Origin of the sequence: Hydrogenophaga sp. ZJX-1, assembly GCF_048590325.1 — a bacterium.
Taxonomy (GTDB): Bacteria; Pseudomonadota; Gammaproteobacteria; order Burkholderiales; family Burkholderiaceae_C; genus Hydrogenophaga.
In genome coordinates this window covers 517,513-536,690 of record NZ_JBMBRA010000004.1, presented here as the reverse complement: position 1 = coordinate 536,690, position 19,178 = coordinate 517,513, and the positions used below count along the sequence as shown (strand labels likewise).

Here is a 19,178-nt window from a genome sequence, read left to right as displayed (position 1 = left end):
TTTCTCCGGGCTTGTTCGGTTCTGGGTGGGTGCTTAGAAGGTGCGAACCTTCGGGGGCACCGATTCCACGGTCAGCGGCTTCAAGTTGACGGGCTTGTACGACAGGCTGTTGGTGGCGCTGTCCCACAGCGTGTGCTTCATCCACTCGGCGTCGTTGCGACCCAGCGGGAACTGGGCGTCGTCGGCGGGGCGCTCGTAATCGTTCACGGTGTGCGCACCGCGGCATTCCTTGCGGGCTGCGGCCGAGGTCATGGTGGCTTGCGCCACTTCCATCAGGTTGTCCACTTCCAGCGCTTCGATGCGCGCCGTGTTGAACACCTTGGACTTGTCACCCAGGGTGATCTTGGCCACGCGCGAGCGCAGGGCGTTGATCTTGGTGACGCCTTCGTCCATGCTGGCCTGGGTTCGGAACACACCGGCGTGCTGCTGCATGATGGCGCGCATGTCGTTGGCCACGTCCTGGGCGTATTCGCCTTCGCTCGAAGCATCCAGGCGCGCGAGGCGGGCCAGGGTCTTGTCGGCGGCGTCGGCCGGCAGGGGCTTGTGCACCTGCAGCTTGTTGTTGTTCTCGACGATGTGGTTGCCTGCGGCGCGGCCGAACACCAGCAGGTCCAGCAGCGAGTTCGTGCCCAGGCGGTTGGCGCCGTGCACCGACACGCAGGCGCATTCGCCGACCGCGTAGAGGCCATTGACCACTTTTTGCGAGCCGCTGCCATCGGGCGTGACGACTTGACCGTTGATGTTGGTCGGGATGCCGCCCATCTGGTAGTGGATGGTGGGCACCACGGGGATCGGTTCGCGCGTGATGTCGACGTTGGCAAAGTTGTGGCCGATTTCCTCCACCGAGGGCAGGCGCTTGCGGATGGTTTCGGCGCCCAGGTGGTCGAGCTTCATCAGCACGTAGTCCTTGTTGGGACCGCAGCCTCGGCCTTCCTTGATTTCCTGGTCCATGCAGCGCGAAACGAAATCGCGCGGGGCCAGATCTTTCAGTGTGGGCGCGTAGCGTTCCATGAACCGCTCGCCTTCGCTGTTGAGCAGGATCGCGCCCTCGCCGCGGCAGCCTTCGGTCAGCAGCACGCCTGCGCCGGCCACGCCGGTGGGGTGGAACTGCCAGAACTCCATGTCCTGCAGCGGCACACCAGCACGCGCCGCCATGCCCAGGCCGTCGCCGGTGTTGATGAAGGCGTTGGTGGAGGCGGCGAAGATGCGGCCTGCGCCACCCGTGGCCAGCAGGGTCTGCTTGGCTTCGAGGATGTAGGTTTCGCCGGTTTCCATTTCCAGCGCGGTCACGCCGATCACGTCGCCGTCGGCGTCGCGGATCAGGTCCAGTGCCATCCATTCGACGAAGAAGGTGGTGCGGGCCTGCACGTTCTGCTGGTACAGGGTGTGCAGCATGGCGTGGCCGGTGCGGTCGGCCGCAGCGCAGGCGCGTTGCACCGGCTTTTCACCGTAGTTGGCGGTGTGGCCGCCAAAGGGGCGCTGGTAGATCGTGCCGTCGGGGTTGCGGTCGAACGGCATGCCGAAGTGTTCGAGCTCGTAGACAACCTTCGGGGCTTCGCGGCACATGAATTCGATGGCGTCCTGGTCGCCCAGCCAGTCCGAACCCTTGATGGTGTCGTAGAAGTGATAGTGCCAGTTGTCTTCGCTCATGTTGCCGAGCGAGGCCGACACGCCGCCCTGGGCGGCCACGGTGTGCGAACGGGTCGGGAACACCTTGGAGAGCACGGCCACTTTCAGTCCGGCGCGGGCGAGTTGCAGCGAGGCGCGCATGCCGGAGCCACCGGCGCCGACGATCACGACGTCAAATTGGCGCTTGGGAAGATTTGCAGTAACGGTCATGGCTTCAGAGCCTCCAGAGAACTTGAACAGCCCAGCCCAGACAGGCCACGAGCCAGACGATGGTGAAGATGTGCAGGACAAGGCGGATGCCGGCGGGCTTGACGTAGTCCATCCAGATGTCGCGCATGCCGAACCATACGTGCCAGGCCAGGGCCACGAACACGACAAAGGTCAGGGCCTTCATCCACTGGGCAGCGAAGATGCCGGCCCAGGTTTCGTAGCCCATGGGGCCGCTGGAAAAAATCACCTGCGCGAGCACGATGAAGGTGAAGAGGGCGACGAGACCGCCGGTGACGCGCTGGGCGAGCCAGTCGCGCAGGCCGTAGTGGGCGCCAGTGACGACGCGCTTGGAACCGAAGTTGACAGACATGGGGTTGTTCCTCTTGATGACCGTGCTCAGTACAGGCCGAACAGCTTGGCGCCCAGGACCAGCGTGAGGCCGATGCTCAGGGCCAGCGTGACGATGGCCGACGATTTGCCGAACTCTTTGCTGACGGCGTGGGCCACGTCCATGTACAGGTGGCGCAGGCCGGCGATCAGGTGGTGCAGGTAGGCCCAGATGATGGCGAGCACGACCAGCTTGAAGAACCAGCCCGGCACGAAACCGATGCCGGCAGAGAAGGCCGCGCTGAAGCGTTCAAAGGACAGCTCGGACGACACCGAGGTGTCAAACAGCCAGACGATCAGCGGCAACAGGATGAACATCAGGCCACCGCTGGCGCGGTGCAGGATCGACACCCAACCCGCCAGTGGCAGGCGGTAGGTGGTCAAGTCTGTGAAGGCGTTGATGTTGCGGAATTCGGGCCGCTTCTTGGTCAACTCGGTCATGGTGGGCTTTCTTCCGGTGAGGATGCAGGGAGGTTGGAAGGTTTCTTGTAACTCGTTGGTAACTCAGACCACGGGCCCGCAAATTCTATTGCAACGCAGCATACCGTTGCCTGACACGGTGCGAGTGCGGCTGGTGTTGATGGCGATGCGGACCATGGCGCTCAACTCAATTCGTTGTGGTAGTGCCGGGTTTCCGTGCGGTAGAGGCCGCGGCGCAGTTCCATGGGCACATCGTTGTAGGTGTAGGCCAGCCGTTCGACGCTGAGCAGGGCATGTCCTGCTTCGATGCCGAGCCAGCTCGCGGTATCGGCATCGGCGTTGACCGCCTTGAGCTTTTCGACGGCCCTCACCATGCGCACGCCGAACTGGGTCTCGAACAGCGCATACATGGGGCCCTTGTCTTCGGCCAGCGTTTCCTGCGTGAGTCCCTTGAAGGCTGTTCCGGGCAACCACAGGTCTTCCAGAATGGCCGGCGTGCCGCCGAAGGCCAGCACCCGACGGACCTGCAGCACCGGATCGCCGGTGCGCAAGGCGAGCTGGCGCGCGACCTCCGCCGGTGCGCGCAGACGGCGGCACTCGATGATGCGCCGCTCGGCGGGCCCCTGGGCTTCCAGCGAGCCGGTGTCGGGCAGCAGGCGCAGAAAGCGGTACTGGATGTGTTGTTCGGCGTGGGTCGCCACGAAGGTGCCCTTGCCCTGTCGGCGCACGAGCAGGTTGTCGGTGGCGAGTTCGTCGATGGCCTTACGCACCGTGCCCTGGCTCACACGGTAGCGAGCGGCCAGATCGAACTCGCTGGGAATCATGTCGCCCGGTTTCCACTCGCCGGCCTGCAGGCTGCGCAGGATCAGGGTCTTGATCTGCTGGTACAGCGGGCTGAACGCCGGGGCACCCTGACCGGGTGAACCGATGGCGTCGCCGCTGTTCTGTGCACCCGGATCCTCTGTGGATCGGGTGTCCATTGATGACGGATCGGGCAGAAAGGTGGGTGGGGTGGCCATGGTTTTGTGAACTCGATGGTGTCACCGTGGGTGTCCGGCGACGAGGTCAATGATATCTTATATAAGACATAAGACAAATTGACCAATCAGGGTTTGCGAGGGTACACTTCAAGGCTGAGCCTGGTTCACGGTTTGCGGGTTTACCCGCGCTTCGTGAGGTCCCGGACCCGGGGTTCTTCCCGTCCGCTTTTCATTTATCCAACGTCCTTTTCTGGAGTTTTCACCATGAGCAAGAAGCCCGTTCGTGTTGCCGTCACCGGTGCCGCAGGTCAAATTGGTTACGCCCTGTTGTTCCGCATCGCCTCGGGCGAAATGCTGGGCAAAGATCAGCCCGTGATCCTGCAGTTGCTGGAAATCCCTGACGAGAAGGCCCAGAAGGCGCTCAAGGGCGTGATGATGGAATTGGAAGATTGCGCCTTCCCGCTGCTGGCTGGCATGGAAGCCCACAGCGATCCGATGACCGCCTTCAAGGACACCGACTACGCGCTGCTGGTCGGCTCACGTCCGCGCGGTCCCGGCATGGAGCGCGCTGAACTGCTCGCCATCAACGGCGCCATCTTCACGACCCAGGGCAAGGCGCTCAACGCCGTCGCTTCTCGTGACGTCAAGGTGCTGGTGGTCGGCAACCCCGCCAACACCAACGCCTACATCGCCATGAAGGCCGCCCCCGATCTGAAGCCGGGCAACTTCACCGCCATGCTGCGCCTGGACCACAACCGCGCCGCCAGCCAGCTGGCCGCCAAGACCGGCAAGGCCGTGTCCTCCATCAAGAAGCTGGCCGTGTGGGGCAACCACTCGCCCACGATGTACGCCGACTACCGCTTCGCCACCATCGACGGCGCTTCGGTCAAGGACATGATCAACGACCAGGTCTGGAACAAGGACGTGTTCCTGCCCACCGTCGGCAAGCGCGGCGCGGCCATCATTGAAGCGCGTGGCCTGAGCTCCGCCGCCTCGGCCGCCAACGCCGCCATTGACCACATGCGCGACTGGGCCCTGGGCACCAACGGCGAATGGGTCACGATGGGCATCCCCTCGCAAGGCTGGTACGGCATCCCCAAGGAAGTCATGTTCGGCTTCCCGGTCACCTGCGCCAACGGCGAATACACCGTGGTCGAAGGCCTGGACATCGACGCCTTCTCGCAAGAGTGCATCAACAAGACCCTGGCCGAGCTGCAAGGCGAGCAGGACGGCGTCAAGCACCTCCTGTAACCCGTTGGTAACCACGGCGTGATCCATCCGCGCGACATCCTCCTCGTTGCCCAGGCCGGCGCGTTCGCGCTGCCGGTCTGCGACCACTACAGCGGTGTGGAAGCACGGATGAAAAAGAGCCTGCAGTTGCAGGCCGAGATGGCGGCCGAGTTCGGTACCTGTGTCTTTGACGTCACGCTGGATTGCGAAGACGGTGCACCTGTGGGCGGCGAGGCCGATCACGCGGCGCTGGTGACCGGACTGGCCCTGGCCGCCGCGTCCGAAGCCCGCGTGGCCGTGCGCGTTCACCCGGTGGACCACCCCGCGTTCGACGCCGATGTGGCGACCATCGCGGGCCAGGCCGCATCGCACCTGACGCACCTGATGGTGCCCAAGGTCGAGTCGGTTGCCGATGTGCAGCGTGCTGTCGCGGCCATGGACGCCGCCGGTGCAACCTCACTCCCGCTGCATGTGCTGATCGAGTCGCCCGCCGCGGTGCACCGCGCCTTTGACATCGCCGCCCACCCGCGCGTGCAATCGCTCAGCTTCGGCCTGATGGATTTTGTGTCGGCCCATGGCGGCGCGATCCCGGCCGATGGCATGGGCGTGGCCGGTCAATTCAGCCACCCGCTGGTGCTGCGCGCCAAGATCGAGATCGCTTCGGCCTGTCACGCACACGGCAAGGTTCCCTCGCACAACGTGGTCACCGAGTTCAAGGATCCCGCCGCGTTGCAGGCCGCCGCGCACAAGGCTGCCCGCGAGCTGGGCTACACCCGCATGTGGAGCATCCACCCGGACCAGATCCGGCCGATCCTGGCCGCGTTTGCGCCCGAAGACCGTGAGATCGACACGGCCGCCGGCATCATCGAACGCGCCGCCGCCGCCGACTGGGCGCCGGTGCAGTTCGACGGCCGCCTGCACGACCGCGCGAGCTATCGCTTCTACTGGCAGGTGCTCGAACGGGCGCACCAGACCGGGCATGCCGTGCCCGAATCCGTGCGCCACTGGTTCGAATCAGCCCCATCGGCGCCCCTGGCGACGGTCCAAGCCGTGGGGCACTGAGTTTGCTTGGTCCCCACGCTCCCTGTCTTCCCTCATAACAGTTCCTTCCCCACCCCTCTGGAGAAAACCATGTCGACCTTCCTGACCGACTACCGCGCCCACGCTGCCGAACGCGCCGCCCTGGGCATTCCGCCGCTGCCGCTTGAAGCCAAGCAGGTCGCCGACCTGATCGAACTGATCAAGGCCCCGCCGGCCGGAGAAGACGCTTTCCTGATGGACCTGCTCACGCACCGCGTGCCCCCGGGCGTGGACGATGCGGCCAAGGTCAAGGCCTCGTTTTTGGCCGCGGTCGCGCACGGCGATGAAAAGGTCGGCCTGATCTCCAAGGCCAAGGCCACCGAACTGCTCGGCACCATGGTGGGCGGCTACAACGTGCACCCGCTGATCGAGCTGCTGGACGATGCCGAAGTCGCCGCCGTGGCCGCCGCCGCGCTGAAGAAGACGCTGCTGATGTTCGACTTCTTCAACGACGTCGCCGAAAAAGCCAAGGCCGGCAACGCCCATGCCAAGGACGTGATGCAGAGCTGGGCCGACGGCGAGTGGTTCACCAGCCGCCCCGAAGTCGACAAGAAGATCACCGTCACCGTGTTCAAGGTGCCCGGCGAAACCAATACCGACGACCTGTCGCCCGCGCCCGACGCCTGGAGCCGCCCCGACATCCCGCTGCACTACCTGGCGATGCTGAAGAACACCCGCGAAGGCGCGGCCTTCAAGCCCGAAGAAGACGGCAAGCGCGGCCCGATGCAGTTCATCGAAGACCTGAAGAAAAAGGGCCACCTCGTGGCCTACGTGGGCGACGTGGTGGGCACCGGCTCTTCGCGCAAGTCCGCCACCAACTCGGTGATCTGGGCCACCGGCCAGGACATCCCCTTCGTGCCGAACAAGCGCTTCGGCGGCGTCACGCTGGGCGGCAAGATCGCGCCCATCTTCTTCAACACGCAGGAAGACTCGGGCTCGCTGCCGATCGAAGTCGACGTGACGAAGCTGGAAATGGGCGACGTCGTTGACGTGATGCCCTACGACGGCAAGATCGTGCGCAACGGCGAAACCGTGGTCGAGTTCAAGCTCAAGAGCGACGTGCTGTTCGACGAAGTGCGCGCCGGCGGCCGCATCAACCTGATCATCGGCCGCTCGCTCACCGCCAAGGCGCGCGAGTTCCTCGGCCTGCCCGCCTCCACGCTGTTCCGCCTGCCCACCACGCCCGTGGCGACCAAGGCCGGCTTCACGCTGGCGCAGAAGATGGTCGGCCGCGCCGTCGGTCTGCCGGAAGGCCAGGGCGTGCGCCCTGGCACCTACTGCGAGCCGAAGATGACCACCGTGGGTTCGCAAGACACCACCGGCCCGATGACCCGCGACGAGCTGAAGGACCTGGCCTGCCTGGGCTTCAGTGCCGACCTGGTGATGCAGTCCTTCTGCCACACCGCGGCCTACCCCAAGCCGGTCGACGTGAAGACGCACCGCGAACTGCCCAAGTTCATCAGCAGCCGTGGCGGCGTGTCCCTGCGTCCGGGCGACGGCGTGATCCACAGCTGGCTCAACCGCCTGCTGTTGCCCGATACCGTGGGCACCGGCGGTGACTCGCACACCCGTTTCCCGATCGGCATTTCTTTCCCCGCCGGTTCCGGCCTCGTGGCCTTCGGCGCCGCCACCGGCGTGATGCCGCTGGACATGCCCGAATCGGTGCTGGTGCGCTTCAAGGGCACCATGCAGCCCGGCATCACGCTGCGCGATCTGGTGCACGCGATTCCGCTGTACGCCATCAAGGCCGGTCTGCTGACCGTGGCCAAGGCCGGCAAGAAGAACGTGTTCTCCGGCCGTATCCTGGAAATCGAAGGCCTGCCCGACCTGAAAGTCGAACAGGCGTTCGAGCTGTCCGACGCTTCCGCTGAGCGCTCGGCCGCCGGTTGCACCGTGAAGCTGAACCCCGCTCCGATCAAGGAATACCTCACCAGCAACATCGTGCTGATGAAGAACATGATCGCCGACGGTTACGCCGACGCGCGCACGCTGCAGCGCCGCATCGAGAAAGTCGAAGCCTGGCTGGCCAACCCGAACCTGCTCGAAGCCGACAAGGACGCCGAATACGCGGCCGTGATCGAGATCGACCTGAACGAACTGACCGAGCCGGTGCTGTGCTGCCCGAACGACCCGGACGACGCCAAGCTGCTGAGCGAAGTCGCCGGCGCCAAGATCGATGAAGTGTTCATCGGCTCCTGCATGACCAACATCGGTCACTTCCGTGCCGCGTCCAAGCTGCTCGAAGGCAAGCGCGACATCCCGGTCAAGCTGTGGATCGCCCCGCCAACCAAGATGGACGCCAGCGAGCTGACCAAGGAAGGCCACTACGGCGTCTTCGGCGCCGCCGGTGCCCGCACCGAAATGCCCGGCTGCTCGCTGTGCATGGGCAACCAGGCGCAGGTGCGCGAAGGCGCGACCGTGGTCTCCACCTCGACCCGCAACTTCCCGAACCGCCTGGGCAAGAACACGTTTGTGTACCTGGCCTCGGCCGAGCTCGCAGCGATCGCCTCCAAGATCGGTCGCATTCCCACCGTGGCCGAATACCAGGCCGACATGGGCGTGATCAACAAGGACGGCAGCAAGATCTACCAGTACCTGAACTTCGACCAGATCGAAGAGTACGCAGAAACCGCCAAGGGCGTGACGGCTTGATCGTCCGCGCGCTGAGCAATTGAGAACGGCCCTCCGGGGCCGTTTTTTTTTGCCGATGCGTCGCCATCCCGGCGAGCGCAGGCGCCTTGTTATGCTGACCGCATGAGGACATCACAGGCGCCATGGAGCATCGCAGCGCGGCTGGGCACCCTGCTGTTCAGCGCGGTGTTTGCCCTGGCGTTTGGCGGTGGCGGGCTGTATTTCGGCGTGCTGCCACTGGCCCGCACGATGAGCGCCGCCTGGGAGGTCCGGTCCTGGCAGGCGGTACCGGCCGAGGTGCTGTCGAGCCAGCTCACATCGAACCAGGGCAGCGACAGCACCACCTATGCGGTCCAGGTCCGCTACCGGTACACCGCCGCTGGCCGTACCCACGAATCCTCCCGCGTCGGGCTGGATCCGGCAGCCGGTTCGGACAACATCGGGGACTGGCACCAGCAATGGCACGCGCGTCTGAGTTCGGCCCGGGACCGGGGTCAACCGGTCACGGTCTGGGTGGACCCCGCAGACCCGACGAGGTCGGTGCTGGATCCTCACATCCGCTGGGCCAAGGCCATCTTCCACCTGCCGTTTGCGCTGGTGTTCACGGGCGTTGGCCTGGGGGCCTTGTGGGTGTTCTGGCGCGCGCTGTCGGGGCGTGATGGCGGCGCGTTGGATGCCGCCGCCGCTCGCAGTTCGGCCAGCCGCAGCCAGCGCGGGCTCTGGGTTTTTTCGCTGTTCTGGTGTGGCATCTCGTTTCCGATGGCGGCGCTGTTCTGGATGGGCGGTTCGCCCTGGTGGGCCCAGGTCTTTGTGTCGGTCTTCGTGGTGATCGGTATCGGCGTGCTCACGCTGGCCTGGCGGCAGTCGGTACTGGCGTGGCGCTTTGCTGGGACCTCGGTCCGCTTCGTACCGGCCGGGCCTCAGGCCGGGGAGTCCTTCGAGGTGGAACTGGCGCTGGCGTCCCGCGCGCTGCAGAACTCAGCGCCTGCTGGCCGGCGGCTGCGGCTCGCGCAGTACCGGGTGGACGATTCTGGCTCAGGCACCCAGGAACGGCAGGTGGAGGCCTTTGAGCGGGTGGCGACGGCGATGCCCGACATGGCCGGCGGCGAGCGGTGGCACGCGCGCTTTGAGCTGCCCGCCGACGCGCCCATGCATGGCGGCCGGCGCTCGGGGGAACGGGTCGACTGGCGGCTGGAAATCCTGACGGCGGAGGGGGCTGTCGAGGTGTCGTACGACGTGCCGGTTCAGGAGACGCCAGCCCGGTCTGCGGGCCACCCGATGGCCGCGCCCGACCGGTTTGACCGCCGGGCGGTCTGGGGGCACGAGGAGGCGATTGCGCCGCGCCACGAAGGGTGGTCGGCCGGCGACGCTCCATCGCCACTGCCATTGCCGGACCAGGTCCAGGTGGTCGAGCAATCCGATGCCTGGGAGATGCGGTTCCGGCAGAGCGGGTGGCGCTGGGCGGCCGCGTTGGCGATGGTGCCGGTGGTGGTTCTCTCGGGGCTGTGGTGGACGTCGGGGCCGCGCGCTTCCTGGTCCGATGCGCTGGGCTCCGGCCTCTGGTGGGGAGTGGCGTTCCTGCTGCTGTTTGTCTTGCACGCGGGTACACGGCAATGGCGCCTGCGGGTGCGCGACGACGGTGTGGAGCGGGAGCTGGCCTCCTGGATGTGGCGCCGGACGCGGGTGTTCCCGCTGGCGTCGCTCGATCACCTGTTCCACAAGCTGCTCTACACACAAAGCAGCGGACGGGCCACGACGGCGTTTCACGCGCTGCATGCCCGCGAGGTGGCCTCCGGGCCCTCGGTCCGGCTGACGCCGGGCCTGCCCGGGGCGGCTTCGGCGGTGGCAGTGGCGCAGGCGCTGCAGGCGGCCCGGGAGCACCGGGCCGGGCGCTTCACCCCCGGTGCCCTGCGCCCGCCATCCGGGGCGTCGTGGCGGCCTGCCGCGGGCTGGCTGGTCTGGACCCTGTGGCTGCTGTTGCTCGCCGCTGGGCCCGGCTGGCTGTAGGTGTCGTGTCGGTGCGGGCCGCGGTGGATGCGGGCCGGCAGGGGTTGGTCAGGGCAGGCCGGACAGCGTGCGCCAGCCTGGCCAGCCGTCGCGCGCGATGGCGAACTTGCGTGTGGCCTCGCTCCACGATGTGCCCGCGGCCATGGCCTCGCTGAAGGCCTGGGGATCGGTCACCCGTGTGCCGCCCAGCAGCGTGACACCGCGCTCGAACAGGGCGTCCGGCCACAGCCCGGCCGAAGGGCCGATCACCGCGAAGCGCTTCGCATTCGGCGCCGCGGCGAGCATGGCGTCCAGCGTGTCGTTGAGCAGCATGGTCGAGGTGCCCACCACCACGTTGCAGGGGGCGAGGTCGGCGCGGTCCAGCGTGATGTGCACGTTCGGGAAACGCTCGCGCTGGCGCGCGACCATCTCGGCGTTCATCTCCACCACCGAGAGCCGCCCGCCGGCCTCGGCGACGCGTTTCACCAGCGGCGGAAAGAAGCCGATCATGCCCAGGTGGTCATGCGCGGTCAGTTGCACGTCGCCGAGCGAATTGCCCGCGGGCGGCGGCTCGTAGCCCACCCGGCGCCAGACCGAGTCGGTCAGGGCGTTGACGGCAGCCAGTGCAATGGCGCGCTCGACCGCGCTGCCACCGGCCAGGCGTTGCGCGAGGGCCAGCGGGTCTGCGCCCTGCAAGGGCCCGTCACCGCCGCCGTGCGCGCGCAGCAGCGCGGCCAGCGTGTCGCCGAGCAACACATAGGACAGGCCAAATCCGCCGTCTTCCAGCTCGATGGCGCAGAACTCGGCATCGTGCTCACCCGCGGCGCCCGTGGTGTCTGGCCGGCGGGGCACGTGCAGACGGCGCACCCGGGGCGCGGGATGCCGCTGCGCGATGGCCGCGAGTTGCGAGAGGATGGCCGAGGCGATGGAGGGTATCGGGTTCATGGCGGCTGGAGGATGGCGTGACGGCGTTGCGGGCTCCGCAGGGACGGCACCGGTGGTCCGATTCTGGCACCTGGCGGGGCCGGAGCGCGACCCGCGGTGAATGAAGTGGACCCAGCCGGGGGCACCGCCGGACCTGCCGCGAGCCCTCAGCCGGCGAGCCCGGCGGCCATCGCGCGCAAGGCGTCGGCGGTGGTCTCGTCACCAGGGAAGAAGGTCTCCAACGCCAGTTCCTGCAGCGTGATGTCCACCGGCGAGCCGAACACGGTGGTGGTGCTGATCAGGTGCAGCGTGCCGCCCGGCGTCTGGAACAGGAAGGGCATGAGCACGCCGGGGTGTTCGCCGTCCAGGCGTTGCGCGGCGTCGGCGGGCTGGGACGGGTAGGCCATCAGTTCGGTCAGCAGGTCGGCCAGGCCTTCGTCACCCGTCTGGTGGATCTGCTGGCGCAGGCGCGCAAACAGGTGCTCGCGCCACTGGTTGAGGTTGGCGATGCGCGGCGCCAGGCCGCCCGGGTGCAGGCTGATGCGCAGCAGGTTGACGGGTCCCTGCAGCAACTCGGGCGCCACACCGGCCAGCAGCGGCGCGACCATGCGGTTGGCCATCACCAGGTTCCAGTGCCGGTCGAAGGCCACGGCGGGCCAAGGTTGGTGGCTGTCCAGGATGTGCTGTACGGCGCGGCGCGCGGCCTGCATGCTCGGGTCGTCCATGGCGTGCTCCCGGTACATGGGCGCGTAACCCGCCGCGACCAGCCAGGCGTTGCGCTCGCGCAGCGGCACGGCGAGCCGCTCGCACAGCCGCAGCACCAGCTCGCGGCTGGGGCTGGCCTTGCCGGTTTCCACGCAGCTCAGGTGGCGGGTGGACAGCTCGGCCTCGGCCGCAAGGTCGAGTTGGCTCAGGCGGCGCAGCTGGCGCCAGTGGCGCAGGTGGTCGCCGACGCTGGTGCGGCGCGTGGGTGGAGCGGCGAGGGTGGTGGGGGCGTGCATGGGCACATGGTAGAGCGGGCGCGCCGACGGTCCATGACCTGCAGGGTCATGGACCCGGTGCGGGCGCCGGCCGAGCATGGCGGCTCCCGTTCCTTCTTTTCAACCCCTTCAAGGAGTTCACCATGTTGAATCTGTCGGTTTCTGCGTTGCGTCGCGTGCTCTGGCTGGATGCCGCCAGTGGCCTGGGTATGGCCGTGGCCCACTTCGGGTTGTCCGACCTGTTGTCCGAATGGCTGGGCCTGCCGCTGGCCTGGCTGCAGGTGTCGGGTGTGATCGTCTGTGGCGCGGCGCTGCTGTCGGGCGCTCTGGCGTCTCGGGCCCTGCCTCCGGCGGTGGGCGTGCGCCTGCTCGCGGCGGGCAACTTCCTCTGGGTGGCTGCCAGCGTGTGGGTGGCCTGGGGCGCTGGCCTGCCGCTCACCAGCCTGGGCGTGGTCTGGGTGTTGCTGCAGGCGGTGTTCGTGTTCGGTCTGGCCGAACTGGAGTGGGCGGGCAGCCGTCAGGCGCAGAGCCTGGCGGTGGCCTGAGCGCGATGGCTCAGATCAACCGCGCGATCAGTGCGCCTTCGGTCGGCGCTCCCAGCGGCACCCAGACGCGGATCGGGCTGCCCTGCGCGACCTCGATGGCGGTGCCGTCCTGGTTGCGCATGGCGTCGAGCTGCACGACGCGGTTGCCGCTCGGGTGAATCACCTCCAGCCGGTCGCCCACGGCGAAGCGGTTCTTGGCCTCGACCTCGGTCCAGCCGTCTTCACGCACCTGCAGCACCTCGCCCACGAACTGGCTGCGCTGGCTGGCCGAGTGGCCGGTGATGTAGTTCTGGTAGTCCTGCGCCGGGCGGCGCTCCATCAGGCCGCCGGTGTAGCCGCGGTTGGACAGGCCTTCCAGCTCCAGCAGCAGCTCGGGGTTGAAGGGCTTGCCCGCCACGGCGTCGTCGATGGCGCGGCGGTAGACCTGCGCGGTGCGCGCCACGTAGTAGTGGCTCTTGGTGCGGCCCTCGATCTTCAGCGAGTCGATGCCCATGGCCGCCAGCTTGCCCACGTGCTCCACGGCGCGCAGGTCCTTGCTGTTCATGATGTAGGTGCCGTGCTCGTCTTCCATGATGGGCATCAGCTCGCCGGGACGCCCGGCTTCTTCGATCAGCCAGACCTTGTTGGCCTCGGGGTGGCGCTGGCCGTTGCCCACGGTGGAGAAGGCGCTCGCCGCTTCTTCGTCTTCCTGGGCGAAGTTGAAGCCGTCGAGCTGCGCCAGCGGCACGGCTTCACCGGTGTCGGTGTCGGTGGTCGCAGCCTGGGTCTTGTACTCCCAGCGGCAGGCGTTGGTGCAGGTGCCCTGGTTGGGGTCGCGGCGGTTGAAGTAGCCGCTCAGCAGGCAGCGACCGGAGTAGGCGATGCACAGCGCGCCGTGCACGAAGACTTCGAGTTCGATGTCGGGGCAGTCGTTGCGGATCGCGGCCACTTCATCGAGGCTGAGCTCGCGCGACAGGATGATGCGGCTCACCCCCTGCTTCTGCCAGAACTTGACCGCCGCGCTGTTGGTGGTGTTGGCCTGAACCGAGAGGTGGATCGGCACCTCGGGCCAGAGGCCTTTCTCCATCTGCTCGCGCACCAGCATGATCAGGCCGGCGTCGGCCATGATGAGCGCGTCGGGCTTGAGTTCGACCACCGGCTGCAGGTCGCGCAGGTAGGTGCGCAGCTTGTCGTTGTGGGCGATCAGGTTGCTGGTGACGAAGAACTTTTTACCGCGCGCGTGGGCTTCTTCAATGCCCTCCGCGATCTGTTCCATGCGGAACTCGTTGTTGCGCGCGCGCAGGCTGTAGCGCGGCTGGCCGGCGTAGACGGCGTCGGCGCCAAAGTCGTAGGCGGCGCGCATGCGTTGCAGCGTGCCGGCGGGGAGCAGGAGTTCGGGGGCTTTGGAGTTCACCCCCGAATTGTCCCGCAAACCGGCGGTTGCGGCCCTGAATTCGGGCCCGTGTTCGCCAGCGCACAGACCCGGTGCGAAGCGGTCGCTACGCTCGGTTCATGCCGATTGGACAGTTTGGTCCAACCGGTGATCCGTGTGAGCGGTGCAACCGCACGAACCACACCCGTTGACACTCAAGGAATCCCCATGAAAAACTCCCTCTTGCTGCTGGCGCTTCTGTCCACCATCGGTCTGGCCGCCTGTGACCGCGAACCTGTGGTGGTCAACACGCCGCCCGCCACCGTCACGGTGCCCGGCCCCGCCGGTCCTGCGGGCGAATCCGGTGCAACGGGTGCCACCGGCGCCACCGGCGATCAAGGCTTCACAGGCAACACCGGCAGTACAGGCAGCACCGGCGATACAGGCGCACAGGGCAACACGGGCAGCACGGGTGATACCGGCGCGCAGGGCAATACCGGCAACACGGGCGATACCGGCAAGACCGGCGACACCGTCATCGTGGTGCCCCGTCCTGCGGCGCCCGCGAACTGAGTCTTTTCCACGCCATACAAGGAGACTGCCATGGGCCTCGGAACCATCCTTCTCATCGTCTTGATCCTGATGTTGATCGGCGCCTTCCCGACCTGGCCACACAGCAAAGGCTGGGGCTACGGTCCCAGCGGCGGGCTGGGCCTGGTGTTGATCATCCTGGTGGTGCTGCTCCTGATGGGGCGCATCTGACGGGCTTCAACGGACCTGTTCACACCCGAAAAGTGGTGTGGACAGGCATTCGGGTCACCCTGGATGTGACCGCGCTTCGCTGTCTTGAATCCAAGGGACCTGCATGAACACCGCTCTTCGTACCCTGGGCATCGCTCTGGCGCTGTCCATTCTTCCCGCCACAGCGCTGCACGCGCAGGTCAGTGTGGGCATCCAGATCGGCTTGCCGGGTGTCCAGATCGGGGTCAACATGCCTTCGTACCCGACGCTGGTCGCGGTGCCCGGCTACCCGGTCTATTACGACCCCCAGGCGAGCGCCAACTACTTTTTCTACGACGGCCTGTACTGGGTCTACACCGACGACAACTGGTACGCCAGCAGCTGGTACAACGGCCCCTGGGCGCTGACCAGCCGGGACTACGTGCCCCTGTTCGTGCTGCGCATCCCCGTGCGCTATTACCGCCACCCGCCCGGCCACTTCAGCGGCTGGCGCGCGGACGCGCCGCCCCGGTGGGACGAACACTGGGGGCGTGGCTGGGCGCAGCGCCGACCGGGGTGGGACCGCTGGGACCGCAACAAGACCCCCGCCGCGGCCCCGTTGCCGCGCTACCAGCAGAAATACCCCGGCGACCGCTATCCCCACGCGGTCGAGCAGCAGCGCAAGATCCGCTCGGAGCACGACCGGTACGTGCCCCGCGAGGCGGTGTCGCGCCAGCATCTGAAAGCCCCGGCACCGGTGTTGCAGCGGCGTGTCGAGCCCGACGCGCGCCCCGATTCGCGCCGTGAGTCGTCGCGCGAGCAGCCGGCCCGCATCGGGCCGCGCTCCGACAGCGACCGGCGCTCCAGCGACGGGCCGTCCCAGCGGCAGCCGTCGAAGAAAGATCGGTCGCAAGCCTGCGAACCCGGCTCACCGGGCTGCCGCGCAGCGCCGCCTCCCCGCAAGGAACCGGGACGCAAGCCCAGGGACGGAGAGCACAACCGCGGCCGGAACTGATCCGGCTATGTCCTGCCCAGGCGCACGCCCAACCCGGCCGGGTGCCGACCTGGGCGCGCTGCCGACCGGGCCAGAACGGTGGGCGCACACCCGCGCGACATGCCATTACTGGCAGCACGGTGAAACAGGCTGCTGACAGAATGGTCCGAGTTTCCACCGACGATTCCCTCAGGAGCCAGGCATGTCCCCCAGCGCCGTCTACGCCCATCCGTTCGCATCCACGGTCAAGACCTTCAAGACCGCTTCGGGCAAAAGCGGCCGTTTCTATTCGCTGCCGGCGCTGGCGAAGCAGTACCCGGGGGTGAAACACCTGCCGGTGTCGCTGCGCATCGTGCTGGAAAGCGTGCTGCGGCACTGCGATGGCGAGCGCGTGACGCCGGAACATGTGGCCCAGCTCGCGCAGTGGCAGCCGAGCGCGGCGCGCACGCAGGAGATCCCCTTCACCGTGGCGCGCGTGGTGCTGCAGGACTTCACCGGCGTGCCGCTGCTGGCCGATCTGGCGGCCATGCGCAGCGTGGCCCAGCGCCTGGGCAAGGACCCCAAACGCATCGAGCCGCTGGTGCCGGTGGACCTGGTGGTGGACCACTCGGTGATGGTCGACTACTACGGCACGAAGAACGCGCTCGACCTCAACATGAAGCTCGAATTCCAGCGCAACCGCGAGCGCTACGAGTTCATGAAATGGGGCATGCAGGCCTTCGACACCTTTGGCGTCGTGCCGCCGGGGTTCGGCATCGTGCATCAGGTGAACCTGGAGTACCTGGCGCGCGGCGTGCACCTGAAGGGCGGCCTGTACTACCCCGACACCCTGGTGGGCACCGACAGCCACACCACCATGATCAACGGCATCGGCGTGGTGGGCTGGGGCGTGGGCGGCATCGAGGCCGAGGCCGCCATGCTGGGCCAGCCGGTGTACTTCCTCACGCCCGACGTGGTGGGCTTCGAGCTCACCGGCCGCCTGCGCGAAGGCTGCACCGCCACCGACCTGGTGCTCACCGTGACCGAGATCCTGCGCAGCCACAAGGTGGTGGGCAAGTTCGTCGAGTTCTTCGGCGAGGGCACGGCCTCGCTCGCGCTGCCCGACCGCGCGACGATTGCCAACATGGCGCCCGAATACGGTGCCACCATGGGCTTTTTCCCGGTGGACGAGAAGACGCTCGACTATTTCCGTGGCACCGGCCGCAGCAAGGCCGAGATTGAAGCCTTCGAAGCCTACTTCCGCGCCCAGGGGCTGTTTGGCGTGCCCGGCGCCGCGGGGGCTTCGCAGGCCTCGGGCGATATTCATTATTCGCAGGTGGTCCGGCTCGATCTGGGCCAGGTCACGCCCAGTCTGGCCGGCCCCAAGCGCCCGCAGGATCGCATCGAGCTGGGCCAGGTGGCGCAGCGGTTCGCCGATCTCTTCAGCAAGCCCAACGCGCAGAACGGCTTCAACCGCCCGGCCGATTTGCTGCACACGCGCTTCCAGCCCGAGCTGGGCGAGCCGGCCGACCCCCCGGCGCCCGAGAAGGCGACACCCACCCCGGCCGGCGCGCCGCGTTTCGAGGCCGAGATGGAAGCCAACAAGCCGGCGCGCGCCACGGCCCATGCCGGGGCCGAGCCGCAGTCGCACGCCGTGCAGAAAAAGCTGTCCATCGGCAACGGCGACGTGCTGATCGCCGCCATCACCAGCTGCACCAACACCAGCAACCCCGGCGTGCTGCTGGCCGCCGGCCTGCTGGCCAAGAAGGCGGTGGAGGCGGGACTGAAAGTGCGGCCGCACATCAAGACCTCGCTGGCCCCGGGCTCACGCATCGTCACCGAATACCTCACGGCCACCGGCCTGCTGCCCTACCTGGAGAAGCTGGGTTTTTCGCTCGCGGGCTATGGCTGCACCACCTGCATCGGCAACGCCGGCGACCTCACGCCCGAGCTCAACGCCGTGATCACGCAGAACGACCTGGTGTGCGCGGCCGTGCTCTCGGGCAACCGCAACTTCGAGGCGCGCATCCACCCCAACCTCAAGGCCAACTTCCTGGCCAGCCCGCCGCTGGTGGTGGCCTACGCCATCGCGGGCAACGTCATGAAAGACCTCATGACCGAGCCGCTGGGGCTGGGCAAAGGCGGCAAGCCGGTGTACCTGGGCGACGTCTGGCCGACCAGCGACGAGATCCACAAGCTGATGCGCTTCGCGATGAACGGCAAGGCCTACCGCGAGAACTACGCGCGGGTCGCCAGCGAGCCCGGCAAACTCTGGGAGCGCATCCACGGTGTGAGCGGCAACGCCTACACCTGGCCGGCCAGCTCCTACATCGCCGAGCCGCCGTTCTTCGAACATTTTGAGCTGGCCCAGCCGGCCGAGCAGGCCCCGGCCGTGCGCGGCGCGCGCGTCATGGCCCTGTTCGGCGACTCCATCACCACCGACCACATCTCGCCCGCCGGCAACATCGCCGAGAAATCGCCCGCAGGCCAGTGGCTGCTGGCGCGTGGCGTGCTGAAGGCCGATTTCAACAGCTACGGCGCGCGCCGCGGCCACCACGAGGTGATGATGCGTGGCACCTTTGCCAACGTTCGCATCAAGAACCTGATGCTGCCGCCGGGCCCCGACGGCTCGCGCGAGGAGGGCGGCTGGACGCTGTACCAGGGCGGCGGTGCGGCGGAGAAGATGAGCATCTTCGACGCCGCCATGCGCTACCAGGCCGCGGGCCTGCCCACCGTGGTGTTCGCGGGCGAGGAATACGGCACCGGCTCCAGCCGCGACTGGGCGGCCAAGGGCACGCAGCTGCTGGGCATCAAGGCGGTGGTGGCGCGCAGCTTCGAGCGCATCCACCGCAGCAACCTGGTGGGCATGGGCGTGCTGCCACTGCAGTTCAAACCCGGCGACAGCTGGGAGCGCCTGGGGCTCACCGGCGAGGAGCGGATCGACGTGTTGCCCCACCCGCAACTGTTGCCGCAGAGCGAGGCCACGATGGTGATCACGCGCCCCGACGGGCAGCGCCGCGAGGTTGCGCTCACGCTGCGCATCGACACGCCGGTGGAAGTGAACTATTACCGCGCGGGCGGAATCCTCCCCTACGTGCTCAGGCAACTGCTGGGAGCTTGAGCCACGCGCCG

At 67.3% G+C, this 19,178-nt stretch carries 16 protein-coding genes; 9 read left to right on the top strand and 7 right to left on the bottom strand.

The annotated features are described in order from the left end of the window. Nucleotides 1-33: 33 nt before the first annotated feature. From sdhA to ACN5W5_RS14430, 4 genes are all read right to left on the bottom strand, one after another. On the bottom strand, nucleotides 34-1,839 hold the full coding sequence (gene sdhA / locus ACN5W5_RS14445; protein ID WP_420049179.1) for a succinate dehydrogenase flavoprotein subunit: 1,806 nt from the start codon (nucleotides 1,837-1,839) through the stop codon (nucleotides 34-36). A gap of 4 nt (nucleotides 1,840-1,843) precedes the next feature. Next, nucleotides 1,844-2,209, bottom strand: coding sequence for a succinate dehydrogenase, hydrophobic membrane anchor protein (sdhD, locus tag ACN5W5_RS14440; protein ID WP_177135618.1), 366 nt, complete (start codon nucleotides 2,207-2,209; stop codon nucleotides 1,844-1,846). Between the two features lie 26 nt (nucleotides 2,210-2,235). After that, a complete protein-coding gene (gene sdhC, locus ACN5W5_RS14435) occupies nucleotides 2,236-2,667 on the bottom strand; it encodes a succinate dehydrogenase, cytochrome b556 subunit (RefSeq protein ID WP_420049178.1) in 432 nt (143 codons plus the stop codon). A 161-nt stretch (nucleotides 2,668-2,828) separates the two neighbouring features. Next, the gene (locus tag ACN5W5_RS14430; RefSeq protein ID WP_420049177.1) at nucleotides 2,829-3,665 is read right to left on the bottom strand and encodes a GntR family transcriptional regulator; all 837 of its coding nucleotides are present in this window, start codon (nucleotides 3,663-3,665) and stop codon (nucleotides 2,829-2,831) included. Nucleotides 3,666-3,890: 225 nt separating this feature from the next. Between ACN5W5_RS14430 and ACN5W5_RS14425 the strand changes: the two genes are divergently transcribed. The 4 genes from ACN5W5_RS14425 to ACN5W5_RS14410 all read left to right on the top strand — a co-directional run bounded on the left by ACN5W5_RS14425 (nucleotide 3,891) and on the right by ACN5W5_RS14410 (nucleotide 10,574). After that, nucleotides 3,891-4,877, top strand: a complete 987-nt coding sequence (locus ACN5W5_RS14425; protein WP_177135620.1) for a malate dehydrogenase — start codon at nucleotides 3,891-3,893, stop codon at nucleotides 4,875-4,877. 18 nt (nucleotides 4,878-4,895) lie between these two features. Beyond that, nucleotides 4,896-5,918 carry an HpcH/HpaI aldolase/citrate lyase family protein gene (locus ACN5W5_RS14420; protein ID WP_420049176.1) on the top strand — a complete coding sequence of 341 codons (1,023 nt, stop codon included), beginning with the start codon at nucleotides 4,896-4,898 and terminating at the stop codon, nucleotides 5,916-5,918. 69 nt (nucleotides 5,919-5,987) lie between these two features. Continuing rightward, nucleotides 5,988-8,588, top strand: a complete 2,601-nt coding sequence (gene acnB / locus ACN5W5_RS14415) for a bifunctional aconitate hydratase 2/2-methylisocitrate dehydratase (RefSeq protein WP_420049175.1) — start codon at nucleotides 5,988-5,990, stop codon at nucleotides 8,586-8,588. A gap of 102 nt (nucleotides 8,589-8,690) precedes the next feature. Further along, nucleotides 8,691-10,574: a DUF3592 domain-containing protein gene (locus ACN5W5_RS14410; protein ID WP_420049174.1), complete on the top strand. Its 1,884-nt coding sequence runs from the start codon at nucleotides 8,691-8,693 to the stop codon at nucleotides 10,572-10,574. 48 nt (nucleotides 10,575-10,622) lie between these two features. On the opposite strand, the gene ACN5W5_RS14405 is transcribed toward ACN5W5_RS14410, so the two are convergent. Then, nucleotides 10,623-11,498, bottom strand: coding sequence for a Rossmann-like domain-containing protein (locus ACN5W5_RS14405; RefSeq protein ID WP_420049173.1), 876 nt, complete (start codon nucleotides 11,496-11,498; stop codon nucleotides 10,623-10,625). 146 nt (nucleotides 11,499-11,644) lie between these two features. After that, on the bottom strand, nucleotides 11,645-12,478 hold the full coding sequence (locus ACN5W5_RS14400) for a helix-turn-helix domain-containing protein (protein ID WP_420049172.1): 834 nt from the start codon (nucleotides 12,476-12,478) through the stop codon (nucleotides 11,645-11,647). A gap of 122 nt (nucleotides 12,479-12,600) precedes the next feature. Between ACN5W5_RS14400 and ACN5W5_RS14395 the strand changes: the two genes are divergently transcribed. Beyond that, nucleotides 12,601-13,002 carry a hypothetical protein gene (locus tag ACN5W5_RS14395; RefSeq protein WP_420049171.1) on the top strand — a complete coding sequence of 134 codons (402 nt, stop codon included), beginning with the start codon at nucleotides 12,601-12,603 and terminating at the stop codon, nucleotides 13,000-13,002. A gap of 10 nt (nucleotides 13,003-13,012) precedes the next feature. On the opposite strand, the gene yegQ is transcribed toward ACN5W5_RS14395, so the two are convergent. After that, nucleotides 13,013-14,395: a tRNA 5-hydroxyuridine modification protein YegQ gene (gene yegQ, locus ACN5W5_RS14390; protein WP_420049170.1), complete on the bottom strand. Its 1,383-nt coding sequence runs from the start codon at nucleotides 14,393-14,395 to the stop codon at nucleotides 13,013-13,015. Between the two features lie 186 nt (nucleotides 14,396-14,581). Between yegQ and ACN5W5_RS14385 the strand changes: the two genes are divergently transcribed. From ACN5W5_RS14385 to ACN5W5_RS14370, 4 genes are all read left to right on the top strand, one after another. Next, on the top strand, nucleotides 14,582-14,926 hold the full coding sequence (locus ACN5W5_RS14385) for a collagen-like protein (RefSeq protein ID WP_420049169.1): 345 nt from the start codon (nucleotides 14,582-14,584) through the stop codon (nucleotides 14,924-14,926). A gap of 30 nt (nucleotides 14,927-14,956) precedes the next feature. Next, the gene (locus ACN5W5_RS14380; protein ID WP_177135629.1) at nucleotides 14,957-15,115 is read left to right on the top strand and encodes a DUF3309 family protein; all 159 of its coding nucleotides are present in this window, start codon (nucleotides 14,957-14,959) and stop codon (nucleotides 15,113-15,115) included. A gap of 103 nt (nucleotides 15,116-15,218) precedes the next feature. Next, on the top strand, nucleotides 15,219-16,088 hold the full coding sequence (locus ACN5W5_RS14375; protein ID WP_420049168.1) for a hypothetical protein: 870 nt from the start codon (nucleotides 15,219-15,221) through the stop codon (nucleotides 16,086-16,088). A gap of 181 nt (nucleotides 16,089-16,269) precedes the next feature. Further along, a complete protein-coding gene (locus tag ACN5W5_RS14370; protein ID WP_420049167.1) occupies nucleotides 16,270-19,167 on the top strand; it encodes an aconitate hydratase in 2,898 nt (965 codons plus the stop codon). Nucleotides 19,168-19,178: the final 11 nt, after the last annotated feature.